Below are 13,942 nucleotides of genomic sequence, written 5' to 3' on the forward strand. Positions count from 1 at the left end.
GGTCGGTCTACGCGCGTAGGGGCTATATTTCCGCAATGGAACAGCAGATCCCCGTCACCACCGCGGGCACCGGCCCGCGCATCCCCACCGCCGACCAGATCCGCCGCGCGCCGAAGGTCCTCCTGCACGACCACCTGGACGGCGGGCTGCGCCCGGAGACCGTGGTCGAGCTGGCCGCCGCCTGCGGCTACCAGGGCCTGCCCACCACCGACGCCAAGGAGCTCGGCGAGTGGTTCCGCGAGGCCGCCGACTCCGGCTCGCTGGTCCGCTACCTGGAGACCTTCGCGCACACCTGCGCCGTGATGCAGACCCGTGAGGCGCTGATCAAGGTCGCCGCGGACTGCGCCGAGGACCTGGCCGCCGACGGCGTCGTGTACGCCGAGGTCCGCTACGCCCCCGAGCAGCACCTGGAGGCCGGGCTGAGCCTCGACGAGGTCGTCGAGGCCGTCCAGGAGGGCTTCCGCCTCGGCGAGGCCAACGCCCGCGCAGCCGGCCACCGGATCCGCATCGGCACCCTGATCACCGCGATGCGGCACGCCGCCCGCTCGCAGGAGATCGCCGAACTGGCCAACCGCCACCGGGACTCGGGCGTCGTCGGCTTCGACATCGCCGGTGCCGAGGCCGGCTACCCGCCCACCCGCCACCAGGCCGCCTTCGACTACCTCAAGGGCGAGAACAACCACTTCACCATCCACGCGGGCGAGGCCTTCGGCCTGCCGTCGATCTGGGAGGCCCTGCAGTGCTGCGGCGCCGACCGGCTCGGCCACGGCGTGCGGATCGTCGACGACATCACGGTCGGCGAGGACGGCACGGTCGAGCTCGGCCGGCTGGCCGCGTACGTGCGCGACAAGCGCATCCCGCTGGAGATGTGCCCGACCTCCAACATCCAGACCGGCGCCGCGGCCTCGTACGCCGAGCACCCGATCGGGCTGCTCAGCCGGCTGAAGTTCCGGGTCACCGTGAACACCGACAACCGGCTGATGAGCGGCACCAGCATGAGCCGGGAGTTCGGCCACGTGGTGGAGGCCTTCGGCTACACCCTGGGCGACCTGGAGTGGTTCACCGTGAACGCGATGAAGTCCGCGTTCCTGCCCTTCGACGAGCGGCTGGCGATGATCAGCGACGTGATCAAGCCGGGCTACGCCGAGCTGAAGGCGGAGTGGCTGTTCAGCGCGGGCACCGGCGGCAACTGAGCCGCCGGGGCGGTGCCCCGGGCCCGCCCGGTCGGATGAACGCCGTGTTCCCGCAGGAGAGTTGGCGTTCATCCGACTACTCACTCGGGTGAGTGAACGCCCTTTGGTTCCCGGGTGACCGGCTCACTACGGTGTGCCCGTCATTGCCGATACGGCTCGGCGGCGGTCGCCCGTCCGTCGGTCCCGTGCGTGAAGTCGGCCACCGACGAGGACCCAAAGGGGACCCACCATGAAGCAGGCTCTCAAGGCCGCGGGCACCGCGGCGCTCGGCATCGCCATCGCGGCGGTCGGCGCCGGTACCGCCTCCGCGGCCGACGGCCAGGCGGCCGGCGGCCTCGGGCTGCCCACCGGCGCGCTGACGAACCCGGCGGTGACCGGTGCGGTCACCGACACCGCCGCCAAGCTGCCCGCCACCGGCAAGGTGACCGAGACGCTGGGCACCCTCGCCCCGAGCGTGGGCAAGGCCGTCCCGGCCGGGGAGACCCCGCTGGCCGGCGTCACCCAGCAGCGTGCCGCCCTCCCGACCGTCCCGGGTCTGGACAAGACCCCGATCGGCGCGCTGACCAGCACCCTGCCGGCCCTCCCCGGCCTGACCGGCTGAAGTCCGGGGCGCGCCCGACCGGCACGCCCCGGCCCACGGCACGGGGGGAGGGCGGAGAGGACAAAGGGCATGGGGGGGGGGGAAAGAGGGGGGAAGGGAAAGGGGGAGGAGGGGGGAGGGAGGGAGGGAGGGGGAGAAGAAGGGGAGGGGGAGGAGGGAAGATCACCGGGGCGGGGGGGCCGTCGCCGTCCGCCGGGCCGCCGGGCTCACGGCTCCTGGGGGAGCAGCAGCCAGAGGGCCAGGTAGAGGAGGAACTGGGGGCCGGGCAGCAGGCAGGAGAACAGGAAGATCAGCCGGACGGTCCACGGGGTCAGGCCGAAGCGTTCGGCGATCCCGGCGCAGACGCCGGCGATGACGCGGTTGTGGCGGGGACGGGCGAGGCGCGCGGTCATGGTCTTCTCCGTGTGGTGGCGGCCCGGTCCGGCCGGTCCGGCGGGCTGCTTCCATACTCCGTCGCCGGCGGCCCCCGGTCCTCCGTCCGGCAGGTGATTCTCCGCCCCGAAGGGTCACCGGGTAGGCGTAGCCGGACGTCGGGGTAGCCCTCAGGGTGACCCCGAGGGCCGAGGGCCGGAACGTGCGCCCGGGCCCGTCCGAAGGGGCCCGGCCGGCTCGGTAGGATGCTGCCGATCGCAGTCGGCCGGGGGGCGGACGAAGAGCCCGACTTCGTTGTGGAACAACCTCTCGCGCAAGCGATTTCACGTCCTGATGGGTTCTGTCCCGCATTCTCTCGTGAGGTTGAATTGCGCATTCGGCATCGCAGATTCCTGACCGCGACCGCCGCCGTCACGCTGGCCTCCGGCCTGGCCGCCGTCGAGGGCCCGGCCGTCCTCGCCGCGCCGCAGGCCGTCGCGGTGGTCCCGGGCACCCGGACCCGTCCCTCGCCGGTCACGATCACCTTCGGGGGCCTTCCCGGCACCGTCACGGCGGGTGGCCCGGCGGTGGAGTTCACCGCGACGCTCCGGAACACCGCGGACCACCGGCTGGACGTCCCGTCCTCGTTCTTCGGCCTCGCGGACACCGGTGTGGGTGTCGGCGTTGGCGTCGGCGCCGACGCCGGGCAGGGCCACTTCAGGCTGGAGTACCGGTCGCCCGGCGCCGCCCAGTGGCAGGACGCCAGGGTGAACGCCGCGGGGACCGGCGCCCGCTGGGCGCTCGACCAGCCCGCCGCGCTGTCGCTGGCGGCCGGCGCCGAGGCCGTCTACCGGCTGCGGCTCACCGTCACCGCCGACGCCCCTGCCGGGCGGGTGACGCCGGGCTTCGACTCCGTGGTCTCGGACCCGGCCCTGCCGCCGGAGCAGCGCACCACCGGTGCGGAGAGCGGCCACCCGGACCTGGTCGTCGCCCCGGCGGCGGCGCCGACCACCGTGCCGACCGCGGCGCCGGCCACCCCGGCGGCCACCGTGGAGGTCGGGTTCGAGGGCGTGCCCACCTCGTTCACGGTGGGCGGGGAGGCGAAGCCGTTCACGCTGGTCCTCACCAACCGGAGTGGCAAGGACCTGCGGGTCGTGCCCGCGGCCGTGTTCCAGGGGGCGGCCGAACTCCCTTCGAGCACCGTCAAGTTCGAGTTCCGTGCCGTCGACGGGCAGTGGCGGGAGGCCACCCTGGCCGACAGCCCGGGGCACCCGGCCTGGCTGTGCCTCGGGCTGCGGACCGGGGACCGGGACGCCGACGTCATCGCGCTGGCGAAGGGCGGGAGCCGCACCGTCGAGGTCCGGCTGGCCTTCACCAGGGACGCGCCGATCCTGTTCGAGTCCCTGGTCGCCGTCGCGGACACCCTGCCGGAGCCGGGCGAGAGCGCGGCCGAGGCGGTCGGCGCCGCGGCCGACTTCATCACCGTGCCCGCGACGGGTCCCACCGCCAGGGCCGCTCCGGCGTTCCAGGAACCCGCCCCGGGCCCGGAGGCGCCGGAGCCGTCCGCCGCCCCGGTCGTCCCGGCGGCGGCTCCCCCGATGGCGCCGAGCCCGGCGACGGGCGGCTCGCGGACGGTGGCCGCCCCGGCCACCGACACCCGGCTGGCCTCCACCGGTGGCGGCACGGCCGCGGAGCCGATGGCGATCACCGGGGCGACCGCGATCGCCATGGGCGTCGGCACCCTGGTGGTGGCGCGGCGCCGCAACCGGCTGCGGGGCGGTGCCGGGAACCGGCCCTGACGTGCCGGAAGGCCCGTCCGCCCCCGCTGTCGTGCGGGGACGGGCGGGCCTTCCGGTGCGTACGGGCCGGTGGCGCGGTCAGCCGACCGGGTTCTGCGGCGGCTGCGGCTGCGCGTACGGGTTGTCCGCCACCGGCTGCGGGGGGACGCCCGGCTGGTACGGCGCGCCGCCCTGCGGCGGGGCGGGCGGAGCGGCCTGCGGCGCGACCGGGGGAACCGGGGCGCCGGCCGGCGGCGGGACGGGCGCGCCCGGCTGCTGGGCGTACGGGGTCTGCGGGGCGTTCGGGTTGAACGGGGCCTGCGGGGCGTTGGGGTTGAACGGCGCGTTCGGGTTGAAGGCCCCCTGCGGCGCGTTGGGGTTGAACGCGGCGGCCGCCTGGGCGGACTGCTGCTGCTTGGCGTTGCCGCGTTCGACGAGCGCCTTCACCGAGGCGACGATCATGCCGACCGGCAGGATGAACACCTTGAAGAAGATGTAGTAGGTGCCGCCCTCGAAGACGAACGCCAGGTAGTAGGCGTACCCGAGGAAGCCGAGGCCGAGGACGACGTTGAGGACGCGCAGGCCGACCTTCAGCCCGCCGGCGGCGGCCCCGAGGGCCACCATGATGACGCCGCTGAGCGCCAGCAGTACGACGTACCAGGAGAAGAGCGGTTCGGCGCTGAAGTCCAGATTGTTCAAAGCGGTTTCCTGGGGAAGGGAAGAAGAAAAACGGCAGGCGCCGTTCGGGGACGAGAGCGCACAGTACTAAAGGCGGCCGACATTCGTCGCCGCCTTTGTGTCACGGTGTCATTGCGCTGTGCCGCAGCGGCAGTCGACGAGGTGGGAAATGACGGATTTTGAGGTGCTGCGGGTCTTTTGCGGGCCGGACGGCGGGCACGGCAACGCGCTCGGCGTGGTGCGCGACGGCGCCGCCGTGCCGGGGCGCGCGGACCGGCAGCGGATCGCCCGCGAACTGGGCTTCAGCGAGACGGTGTTCGTCGACGACCCGGAGCGCGGGGAGATCGACATCTACACCCCGTCGGTGCGCCTGCCGTTCGCCGGCCACCCGTGCGTGGGCGCGGCCTGGCTGCTCGGGGTGGACCGGCTGGTCACGGCCGCCGGCGAGGTGGCGGTGCGGCGCGCGGACGGACTGACCCGGATCGCGGCCCGGCCGGAGTGGGCCCCGGGGCGCACTCTGCGGCGGTACGGTTCGGCGGCCGAGGTGGAGGCGCTGGAGGTGCCGCCGCCGGGGGAGTGGGTCTACGCCTGGGCCTGGCAGGACGAGGCGGCCGGCACCGTACGGGCCCGGGCCTTCCCCGGGCGGGGCGACGGGATCGACGAGGACGAGGCGACGGGAGCGGCCGCCCTGCTGCTGGCCGCGAGTCTGGGTCGGGCGCTGACCGTCACCCAGGGCCGGGGCTCGCAGCTGCTGGCCGGACCGTGCCCGGGCGGGCTGGTGGAGGTCGGCGGCCGGGTGGTCCGGGCCCCGGGGCCGGCTCAGCGGGCGGGCGGCGTCGGTTCGGCGTAGGCGCGCCGGCGGGCGGTGGGTGCGACGGCCGTGACCGGGGTGACGGCGGCCACCGGCGGCACGGAGAGCACCGGCATCCGGGGCGCCCGCGGCCGCCGGTCCCGCAGCAGGTGCCGCAGGCCGGGGACGAGCGCGAGGTGGGCGACGGCCACGCCGGCCACGGCGAGCAGGATGTGGTCCACGTTGAGGACGTGCCCGGGCGCCCAGGACGAGAGGAACTCCAGCGCGGTCGCCAGCAGCGCGGAGACGCCGGTGGTGCGCAGGAAGGAGGGCAGCCAGGGGGCCCGGAGCCGGCCGCCGGCCAGCGGCAGCAGGACCCCGAGCGGGGCCAGCAGCAGGAGTTCGCCGACCACCTGCCAGCCGCTGGAGGAGCGGAGCGAGGCGAGCGGCGTCAGGTTGGCGTCGTACACCCAGGCCACCGGCAGTGGTCTCAGCACCAGCCAGAGCGCCAGTGCCAGGTGGCCGGTGAGGCCCGCCAGCCCGGCCAACCGGAGGGGACGGTGGACGGCCGCCGCCGGGCTGCTCTCGGTCCCCGCGCCGGAACGCTCGTCGCGTGTCCTGGTGCCATCTCGCTGCACGGGGGGAAGGACGTGGGCCGACGGCACGTCGGTTCCACACCCGGCGTGAACATTCCCAAACGCGCCCCCCGAGTCCCGTCCGCTCCCTCCTCCCCGGCGTCGCGCACCCAGCGGGAATTGTCAGACACGCCCTAACGGCAGGGCGAGGTCGTCGGCACCGCGCCGAACACGTTGTCCGGCGGCGGGCTGCCCGGCGTCACCGGGGTGGGCGACGGGCTCGGACTCACGGCCGCCTTGGTGCCGCGGGTCGGGGTCACGGTCGGGGCCGGTCCCGGCGGGGTGGCCAGGGCCGCCGGTATGTGCGGCGTGGTCGGGCAGGCCGTCCGGCTGGCGGGCGCGCCGGCGTCGACCGGTACGGCGGTCGGCCGGATGCCGCAGCCGGAGGCCAGCGCGAGCAGCAGCAGCACGCCGGCGCCGCGGCGCAGGACGGTGCGGGGGACGGCGGTGTCGGTGGGGGCGGTCACGTGGTGTCCTTGTCCTCGGCGGCGTCGCCGGCGGGGCCGCCCTCGGCCCCGCCCGCTGACGGCGGAGGCGGCGGGGCCAGCGGCAGGGTCAGGGTGAACACCGCGCCGACCTCCCCGTTCGCCGCCGTGATCGTCCCCCCGTGTATCTGCGCGTTGGCCATCGCGATCGACAGCCCGAGGCCGCTGCCCTCCGAGCGCGCCCGCCCGCGGTCCGCCTTGTAGAAGCGGTCGAAGACGTGCGGCAAAACGTCCTCCGGGATGCCCGGACCGCTGTCGGAGACCTCGACCACGACCGACTCCCCGTCCTGCCGGACCCCGACCCGCACCGGCGAGCCGCCGTGCTTCAGCGCGTTGCCGATGAGATTGGCGAAGACCACGTCGAGCCGGCGCGGGTCGACCACGGCCAGGATGCCGCGCGGGGCGTCCAGTTCGACCGCGTCGTACCAGGCCCGCCCGTCGATGCAGGACATGATCAGGTCGGCGATGTCCACCTCGTCGGCGACCAGCCTGGCGGTACCGGCGTCGAAGCGGGTCACCTCCATGAGGTTCTCCACCAGGTCGGACAGCCGCCGGGTCTCGCTGACCACGAGCCGGACGGCCGGCTCGATCATCGGGTCCAGCGACTCGGCCTCGTCCTCCAGGATGTCGGTCACGGCGGTCATCGCGGTCAGCGGGGTGCGCAGCTCGTGCGACATGTCGGCGACGAACCGCCGGCTCTGCGCCTCGCGCGCGCTCAGCTCCTCGACCTGCTCGTGCAGCGACTCCGCGGCCCGGTTGAAGGTCCGCGCCAGGTCGGCGAGTTCGTCCGAGCCCTCGACCTCCAGCCGGGTGTCCAGATGCCCCTCGCCGAGCCTCCGGGCGGCGTCCCCGAGCCGCTTGACCGGCCGCAGCACGGTCGCCGAGGCGGCCTGGGCGAGCAGCGCCGAGCCGATCAGCGCGAGCAGCGTGGCGATGGCCAGCGACCAGCCCAGGGTGTTGAGGTCGGCCCGCTCGTTCTCCAGCGACTTGAACATGTACGCCGTCGGGCCGTTCGGCACCACCTTGGTGCCGCCGATCACGAACGGCCGGCCCTCCAGGTTCTGCCGCTGCCAGTACAGGTGGTACGGGTACGGGTTGTTCTCGGTGATCTCGCGCGGCTTGGCGACGGTGGACTGCAGCGCCGCCGGGACGTCCGCCAGCGTGAAGTTCGCGGGGTCGGAGGAGGCCGTGCACTCCGGGTGCGCCGCGTCGACCACCACCACGTCGTACGTCAGCCCGGAGCTGGCCACGTTGGACGCCAGCGCGGCCAGTTCCGGGCAGCTCGCGTTCAGCGGCAGCTCGGAGACGTTGCGGGTGAGCGAGACCCGGAAGTCGTTCAGCGCGGTGTCCTGGGCGCGCTTGAGCACCGCGTCGCGGTTCAGCCAGTACGCGATGCCGGAGGCCGAGACGGCGGCGAGCAGCGCGACGGCCGCGAACACCGCGATCAGCCGCACCCGCAGGGAGCGCAGCCGACGCCACCGGCCCGTCGGGAACCGCCGGGCAGTCGTCTGATGGTCAGTCACAAGAGCCTGTCGTGGTACGGGAGTTCAGGGGCAGGTGGGGCTGGTCGGAGGCGTTCGGGGTCAGGCCGGCGGGTCCAGCCGGTAGCCCACCCCGCGGACGGTGCGGATCAGCGTCGGCGCGGACGGCACGTCCTCGACCTTGGCCCGCAGCCGCTGCACGCACGCGTCCACCAGGCGGGAGTCGCCGAGGTAGTCGTGCTCCCAGACCAGCCGCAGCAGCTGCTGGCGGGAGAGCGCCTGGCCGGGGCGGCGGCTGAGCTCCAGCAGCAGCCGCAGCTCGGTCGGGGTGAGCTGGAGGTCCTGTCCGTCCTTGGTGACGGTCATCGCCGCGCGGTCGATCACCACGCTGCCGTAGGCGGAGGAGTCCGAGCTCTCCCGCTCGCCGCGGCGCAGCACCGCCCGGATCCGGGCGTCCAGCACGCGTGGCTGCACCGGCTTCACGACGTAGTCGTCCGCGCCGGACTCCAGGCCCACCACCACGTCGATGTCGTCCGAGCGCGCGGTGAGCAGGATGATCGGCAGCTGGTCGGTGCGGCGGATCCGGCGGCACACCTCGAAGCCGTCGATGCCGGGCAGCATCACGTCCAGCACGATCAGGTCGGGCCGCTGCTCCTTGAAGAGCCTCAGGCCGTCCTCGCCGGAGGCGGCGGTGGCCACGCGGTGGCCCTGGCGGGTGAGAGCGAGTTCGAGGCCGGTCCGGATGGCGTCGTCGTCCTCGATCAGAAGGAGGAAAGGCACGGCCCCATTTTGGCCCACCGGCCGCGCCGAATCACCCCCCGGATCACCCACCGTCCCTCCGGGAACCGGAACGGACGCCACCGGCGTCCGGTACGGAGGGAGGCGGTCCGGGATGTTCGGGCCCCTCCTGTGACACCCCTGTGACAGTCGGCGGACAGCGCCATCACAACCGGCGGGCAGGATTTTCCATGTCGCCGCAGGACAGCGGGCCGCAAGGCCGGCTGAAGGGCGGCTACCGGAACCGCTCGTACCGACCCAGGGGGCGCACGATGAACGCCATGCTTCAGACCCGGACCAACCCGGCTGTCCGCACCGCGCGTTCGTCAGCCACGTCCCACCGGACCCGGTACGAGGTCAGGACCGACGAGAACTCCGGTGCCGTGACCGTGCGGGGGTGCGCGCACAGCACCGGTGGAAACCCTGGCGCCCGTCGGGTGAGCGGCGGCGGCAGGACGGGGGAGCTGTACGGGATCGGCCGTCTGGGGAGTTCGGCCGACTCCGCCAACACCCTCACGCTGCGGGGGATCCTCCCCGTCCGCGTCGAGGGCAAGGACGCCCCGGGGGGTAACCGGGGGACCGGGGGGAACGGTCTGCGGACGGTCGGTTCGGGGGAGCCGACCGGTCGTGAGGCCGCCGGTGCGACGCTGCTGCGGCTGAACCCCGCTGCGGCCCGCACCACCGAGGCGGGACAGGGAGGCGCGCAGGGGGAGCACCCGGCCGTCGCGGAGGACCACATCACGGAGTTCACCGCGTACGTGCGCGAGCGCCGCGCCTCCCTGTACGCCACGGCCTACCACCTGACCGGTGACCGCTACGAGGCCGAGGACCTGCTGCAGAGCGCGCTCTTCAGCACCTACCGGGCCTGGGGCCGGATCACCGACAAGGCCGCGGTCGGCGGGTACCTCCGCCGCACCATGACCAACCTGCACATCTCCGCCTGGCGGCGCCGCAAGGTCAACGAGTACCCGACCGAGGAGCTGCCGGAGACGGCCGGCGACACCGACGCGATGGGCGGCACCGAGCTGCGCACCGTGCTCTGGCAGGCGCTGGCGAAGCTGCCGGAGAACCAGCGCACCATGCTGGTGCTGCGGTACTACGAGGGCAAGACCGACCCGGAGATCGCCGACGTGCTGGGGATCAGCGTCGGCACGGTCAAGAGCAGCATCTGGCGCGCCCTGCGCCGGCTGCGCGAGGACGAGCACCTGAACAAGTCGGGCGACACCGTCCGGGCGTTCGGCGAGCTGGTCGCGTAACGAGGACTCCCGTCGGGGGACGGGAAGCGGACGGTCACGGTCCGGGGGCAGCGGCTCGGGGGAGCACGCCCGTGGGGGAGCCGAGGACCGTTCGGGGAAGGCGAAGGGCCCGGTGCGGGGGAGACGCACCGGGCCCTTCGTCATGTCCTGGGTGTCACGGCCCCACGGCGCGGGCCGGTCCGGGCCGCGGGATCCGGCCCCGGGGTTCAGGCCGCGGAGAGCTCGGTGGTCCGGGCCGCGGCGCGGATCCGCCGCTCGGCCTCCGGGCCGGCGCACGCGTACGAGCCGAGCGCGACCTGCCGCCCGACGATGGACCGCTCGGCCCGCATCAGCCGCAGGCCCCGGCGCAGCAGCACCGGCAGCGACTTGCGGCCCTCCCGGACGTCCCGGCGCAGCCGGCGCCAGGCCGTGGTGAGCGCGCCGTTGCGCAGGCACAGGGCGTCGCCCAGCAGGCCCTGGTCGGCGCACTCGGCGGTGATCTCGGCGGCGAATATGCCCTCCGCGATGAACGCGCCCGCCCCGCCCAGCTCCAGGCCGCGGGTGCCGATCCGGCCGTTGTCCGGGATCGAGTACACCGGGACGTCCGTGCGCCCGTGCTCGTGCAGGGCGCGGATCGCGGCGACGGCCTGGTCGCGGTGCCAGGCCAGCGGGGAGTCCCAGTCGACGGCGCCGTCCGGCAGCCGCGGCAGGGTCGGGTCGTCCCCGTCCTTGTAGAAGTCGTCGAGCTGGAGCACCGGCAGGCCGCTGCGCTCGGCCAGCGAGGACTTCCCCGACCCGGAGGGCCCGGAGAGCAGGATCACCCGGGCATGCCCGGTCGGTGCGGGGTTCATGGGGGAGTCACTCACGGGACATCAGTCTGACGCATCCCGGCCGGTTGCCGAAACCGGTCGGCTCAGACCTTCTGCCGCGGCTTCGGGCCGGACAGGGCGGACCGGACCATCGGCAGGCAGCGGCTGTCCACCTGGAGGTACACCGGCTCCCCGCCGCCGGGCGGCCGGTACGCGGTGGCGGCCCAGTCCTGGTCGTGCCAGGTGTCGGGCTCGGGTTCGTGGAAGGTGCCCCCGACGGGCAGTTCGAGCGGGTCGGCGCCGCGCGCGCGGAAGCACGCGGTGGCGGCCCCGGGGGTGATCCCCAGCGTCCCGTTGACGTAGCCGGGCCGTCGGCCGGGCCGGTCGGAGCGGGCCGAGCAGGGCAGCCGCACCGCCTTCCCGGCGGCCAGCCGGCGGCGGGCCCGGGCCACCCGCCACCGGCGCAGCACGCCGTCCGTGACGAGTGCCATCAGCTCGCCCAGTTCTTCCATCGCGCCCCCTCGGCCCGTTCCGTCCCGACGATCATGGTCCGGACGCGTACGGACCGGGAGCCCCGAAAGTCGGCCCGGGCGGCGACGAAAGTCGCGGGAACGCCGACGGACCCGCGCCAGGGGGGGAGAGGCGCGGGTCCGTCCAATGACCGTCCGGGCCCTGGGGGGGTGAGGGCACTGGGGACGGCCAGCTTGTGGAGTTGTTACTCGGAGCGGGGAGGTCAGATCCCCATCGGGTGCCAGACCGTCTTCGTCTCCAGGAACGAGAGTAGCCGGTCCGTACCGGGCGCATGGGTCCAGTCCTGGGCGAACGGGTCCAGCACCGGACGGACTACCCTCTTCAGGGTATCCGCGGCGGCCGCTTCCAGCGCCTGCGGCGCGCCGGGACCGTCGACGGCGATGGCTCCGGTGAGGTCCAGCGCGTTGACGTCCTGGTGCGAGGCCAGGGTGGGGGCGATGTCCGCCGTCCGGCCCGAGACGATGTTGACCACGCCGCCCGGGACGTCCGAGGTGGCCAGCACCTCGCCCAGCGACAGCGCGGGCAGCGGGGCGTCCGCGGCGGCCGCGACCACGACCGTGTTGCCGGTGGCGATCGCCGGGGCGATCACCGAGACCAGGCCGAGCAGCGAGTGCCCGTACCCGGCCTGCGGGGCGACGATCCCGACCACGCCGGTCGGCTCCGGGGTGGAGAGGTTGAAGAACGGCCCGGCGACCGGGTTGGCGCCGCCCGCGATCTGGGCGACCTTGTCGGTCCAGCCCGCGTACCAGACCCAGCGGTCGATCGCGGCGTCCACCAGCGCGGCGGCCTTCTTCGGGCCGATGCCCTCGGAGACGGCCACCTCGGCGGCGAACTGCTCGCGCCGGCCCTGGAGCATCTCGGCCACCCGGTACAGCACCTGGCCGCGGTTGTACGCGGTGGTGCCGGACCAGCCCTTGACCGCCTTGCGGGCGGCCACGACGGCGTCGCGGGCGTCCTTGCGGGTGCCCAGCGGGACGTTGGCGAGCCACTCGCCCTTTGCGTCGGTCACCTCGTACACCCGCCCGCTCTCGGAGCGCGGGAACTTCCCGCCGACGTACAGCTTGTAGGTCTTGAGGACGTCAAGACGCTGGAAGGTCGTGTCAGACATCTCAGGCCTCGACATTCAGGTAGGGCTCCAGACCGTGGCGGCCACCCTCGCGGCCGTAGCCCGACTCCTTGTAGCCGCCGAACGGCGAGGTGGGGTCGAACTTGTTGAAGGTGTTGGCCCAGACCACGCCGGCCCGGAGCCGGTTGGCCATCCAGAGGATGCGCGAGCCCTTCTCCGTCCAGATGCCGGCGGAGAGGCCGAACGGGGTGTTGTTGGCCTTCTCGACCGCCTCGGCGGGGGTGCGGAAGGTCAGCACCGACAGGACCGGGCCGAAGATCTCCTCCTGGGCGATCCGGTGGGCCTGGCTCACGCCGGTGAACAGGGTCGGCTTGAACCAGAAGCCGGTGCCCGGGAGTTCGCACGCCGGCGACCAGCGCTCGGCGCCCTCGGCCTCGCCGGCCTCGGTCAGCGCGGTGATCCGGGCCAGCTGCTCGGCCGAGTTGATGGCGCCGATGTCGGTGTTCTTGTCCAGCGGGTCGCCGACCCGCAGGGTGGCCATCCGGCGCTTCAGGGCGTCCAGCAGCTCGTCCTGGATCGACTCCTGGACCAGCAGGCGCGAGCCCGCGCAGCAGACGTGGCCCTGGTTGAAGAAGATGCCGTTGACGATGCCCTCGACCGCCTGGTCGATCGGCGCGTCGTCGAAGACGATGTTCGCGGCCTTGCCGCCCAGCTCCAGCGAGAGCTTCTTGCGGGTGCCGGCCAGCTGCTTGGCGATGGCGCGGCCGACCGGGGTGGAGCCGGTGAACGCGACCTTGTTGACGTCCGGGTGGGAGGTCAGCGCGGCGCCGGTGCGGCCGTCACCGGTGACGATGTTGACGACGCCCTTCGGCAGACCGGCCTGGCGGCAGATCTCGGCGAAGCGCAGCGCGGTCAGCGGGGTGGTCTCGGCCGGCTTCAGGACGACCGTGTTGCCGGTCGCCAGCGCGGGCGCGATCTTCCACGCCAGCATCAGCAGCGGGAAGTTCCACGGGATGACCTGGCCGGCCACGCCCAGCGGCTTCGGGTTCGGGCCGAAGCCGGCGAAGTCCAGCTTGTCCGCCCAGCCCGCGTAGTAGAAGAAGTGTGCGGCGACCAGCGGCAGGTCGACGTCGCGGGTCTCGCGGATCGGCTTGCCGTTGTCGATCGACTCCAGCACGGCCAGCTCGCGGCTGCGCTCCTGGATGATCCGGGCGATCCGGAACAGGTACTTGGCGCGCTCGCTGCCGGGCAGCGCCGACCAGTCGGCGAATGCCTTGCGGGCGGCGGCGACCGCGCGGTCCACGTCCTCCTCGGTGCCCTGGGCGAACTCGGCGAGCACCTGCTCGGTGGCCGGGTTGACCGTCTTCAGGGCCTCGTTGCCGGAGGAGTCGACGAACTCGCCGCCGATGAAGTGGCCGTAGGAGGTGGCGATGTCGCCCGCGGCGGCGGGGGACTCCGGGGCCGGGGCGTAGGCGAAGAGGCCGCCGGCGGGCTTGGCCACGGGCTCCTCGGTGTTCTTCTTCTTGGCCATG

At 73.9% G+C, this 13,942-nt stretch carries 15 protein-coding genes; 5 read left to right on the forward strand and 10 right to left on the reverse strand.

Features of this window, described 5'->3' with window-relative positions; translation table 11 throughout:
• Positions 1-35 precede the first annotated feature (35 nt).
• Entirely contained in the window at positions 36-1,193 is a 1,158-nt protein-coding gene (locus ACFVGO_RS14635) for an adenosine deaminase (RefSeq protein ID WP_359911521.1), read from the forward strand.
• 229 nt (positions 1,194-1,422) lie between these two features.
• Positions 1,423-1,794, forward strand: coding sequence for an ATP-binding protein (locus tag ACFVGO_RS14640; protein WP_359911518.1), 372 nt, complete (start codon positions 1,423-1,425; stop codon positions 1,792-1,794).
• 206 nt (positions 1,795-2,000) lie between these two features.
• Here the strand turns inward: ACFVGO_RS14640 and ACFVGO_RS14645 are convergent, their stop codons facing one another.
• On the reverse strand, positions 2,001-2,186 hold the full coding sequence (locus ACFVGO_RS14645) for a PspC domain-containing protein (protein ID WP_359906026.1): 186 nt from the start codon (positions 2,184-2,186) through the stop codon (positions 2,001-2,003).
• Between the two features lie 348 nt (positions 2,187-2,534).
• Here ACFVGO_RS14645 and ACFVGO_RS14650 point away from each other — a divergent pair, with 348 nt between their 5' ends.
• Entirely contained in the window at positions 2,535-3,944 is a 1,410-nt protein-coding gene (locus ACFVGO_RS14650) for a hypothetical protein (protein ID WP_380632058.1), read from the forward strand.
• Between the two features lie 78 nt (positions 3,945-4,022).
• Here the strand turns inward: ACFVGO_RS14650 and ACFVGO_RS14655 are convergent, their stop codons facing one another.
• Positions 4,023-4,622 (reverse strand): hypothetical protein, encoded by a 600-nt coding sequence (locus tag ACFVGO_RS14655; protein WP_359906032.1) that lies wholly within the window; start codon positions 4,620-4,622, stop codon positions 4,023-4,025.
• Between the two features lie 148 nt (positions 4,623-4,770).
• Between ACFVGO_RS14655 and ACFVGO_RS14660 the strand changes: the two genes are divergently transcribed.
• Positions 4,771-5,451, forward strand: a complete 681-nt coding sequence (locus ACFVGO_RS14660) for a PhzF family phenazine biosynthesis protein (protein WP_380350520.1) — start codon at positions 4,771-4,773, stop codon at positions 5,449-5,451.
• On the opposite strand, the gene ACFVGO_RS14665 is transcribed toward ACFVGO_RS14660, so the two are convergent.
• The 4 genes from ACFVGO_RS14665 to ACFVGO_RS14680 form a co-directional block, all read right to left on the reverse strand.
• On the reverse strand, positions 5,421-6,029 hold the full coding sequence (locus tag ACFVGO_RS14665) for a VanZ family protein (protein ID WP_359906038.1): 609 nt from the start codon (positions 6,027-6,029) through the stop codon (positions 5,421-5,423). The two genes, ACFVGO_RS14660 and ACFVGO_RS14665, sit on opposite strands and share 31 nt — an antisense overlap.
• A 131-nt stretch (positions 6,030-6,160) precedes the next feature.
• Positions 6,161-6,493: a hypothetical protein gene (locus ACFVGO_RS14670; RefSeq protein WP_359906041.1), complete on the reverse strand. Its 333-nt coding sequence runs from the start codon at positions 6,491-6,493 to the stop codon at positions 6,161-6,163.
• Positions 6,490-8,034 carry a HAMP domain-containing sensor histidine kinase gene (locus ACFVGO_RS14675; RefSeq protein WP_359906043.1) on the reverse strand — a complete coding sequence of 515 codons (1,545 nt, stop codon included), beginning with the start codon at positions 8,032-8,034 and terminating at the stop codon, positions 6,490-6,492. The genes ACFVGO_RS14670 and ACFVGO_RS14675 overlap by 4 nt, the downstream gene beginning before the upstream one ends.
• 60 nt (positions 8,035-8,094) lie before the next feature.
• Positions 8,095-8,772 (reverse strand): response regulator transcription factor, encoded by a 678-nt coding sequence (locus ACFVGO_RS14680; RefSeq protein ID WP_030257458.1) that lies wholly within the window; start codon positions 8,770-8,772, stop codon positions 8,095-8,097.
• A gap of 380 nt (positions 8,773-9,152) precedes the next feature.
• On the opposite strand from ACFVGO_RS14680, the gene ACFVGO_RS14685 reads away from it, so the two are divergent.
• On the forward strand, positions 9,153-10,025 hold the full coding sequence (locus ACFVGO_RS14685) for a SigE family RNA polymerase sigma factor (RefSeq protein ID WP_380350557.1): 873 nt from the start codon (positions 9,153-9,155) through the stop codon (positions 10,023-10,025).
• A gap of 206 nt (positions 10,026-10,231) precedes the next feature.
• Here the strand turns inward: ACFVGO_RS14685 and ACFVGO_RS14690 are convergent, their stop codons facing one another.
• From ACFVGO_RS14690 to ACFVGO_RS14705, 4 genes are all read right to left on the reverse strand, one after another.
• Positions 10,232-10,870: an ATP-binding protein gene (locus ACFVGO_RS14690; RefSeq protein WP_359906046.1), complete on the reverse strand. Its 639-nt coding sequence runs from the start codon at positions 10,868-10,870 to the stop codon at positions 10,232-10,234.
• 47 nt (positions 10,871-10,917) lie between these two features.
• Entirely contained in the window at positions 10,918-11,325 is a 408-nt protein-coding gene (locus ACFVGO_RS14695) for a hypothetical protein (RefSeq protein WP_359906049.1), read from the reverse strand.
• A 221-nt stretch (positions 11,326-11,546) separates the two neighbouring features.
• Entirely contained in the window at positions 11,547-12,452 is a 906-nt protein-coding gene (locus ACFVGO_RS14700; RefSeq protein ID WP_380632062.1) for an aldehyde dehydrogenase family protein, read from the reverse strand.
• Between the two features lies 1 nt (position 12,453).
• Positions 12,454-13,941 carry an aldehyde dehydrogenase family protein gene (locus tag ACFVGO_RS14705; RefSeq protein WP_359906054.1) on the reverse strand — a complete coding sequence of 496 codons (1,488 nt, stop codon included), beginning with the start codon at positions 13,939-13,941 and terminating at the stop codon, positions 12,454-12,456.
• Position 13,942 lies beyond the last annotated feature (1 nt).

Origin of the sequence: Kitasatospora sp. NPDC057738 (genome assembly GCF_042798815.1) — a bacterium.
GTDB classification, from domain to species: Bacteria; Actinomycetota; Actinomycetes; order Streptomycetales; family Streptomycetaceae; genus Kitasatospora; species Kitasatospora lactacystinica.

Coding starts and splice junctions, on each gene's coding strand:
- ACFVGO_RS14635 (WP_359911521.1), top strand. CDS start 36: ATGGAACAGCAGATCCCCGTCACCACCGCGGGCACCGGCCCGCGCATC.
- ACFVGO_RS14640 (WP_359911518.1), top strand. CDS start 1,423: ATGAAGCAGGCTCTCAAGGCCGCGGGCACCGCGGCGCTCGGCATCGCC.
- ACFVGO_RS14645 (WP_359906026.1), bottom strand. CDS start 2,186: ATGACCGCGCGCCTCGCCCGTCCCCGCCACAACCGCGTCATCGCCGGC.
- ACFVGO_RS14660 (WP_380350520.1), top strand. CDS start 4,771: ATGACGGATTTTGAGGTGCTGCGGGTCTTTTGCGGGCCGGACGGCGGG.
- ACFVGO_RS14695 (WP_359906049.1), bottom strand. CDS start 11,325: ATGGAAGAACTGGGCGAGCTGATGGCACTCGTCACGGACGGCGTGCTG.
- ACFVGO_RS14700 (WP_380632062.1), bottom strand. CDS start 12,452: ATGTCTGACACGACCTTCCAGCGTCTTGACGTCCTCAAGACCTACAAG.
- ACFVGO_RS14705 (WP_359906054.1), bottom strand. CDS start 13,941: ATGGCCAAGAAGAAGAACACCGAGGAGCCCGTGGCCAAGCCCGCCGGC.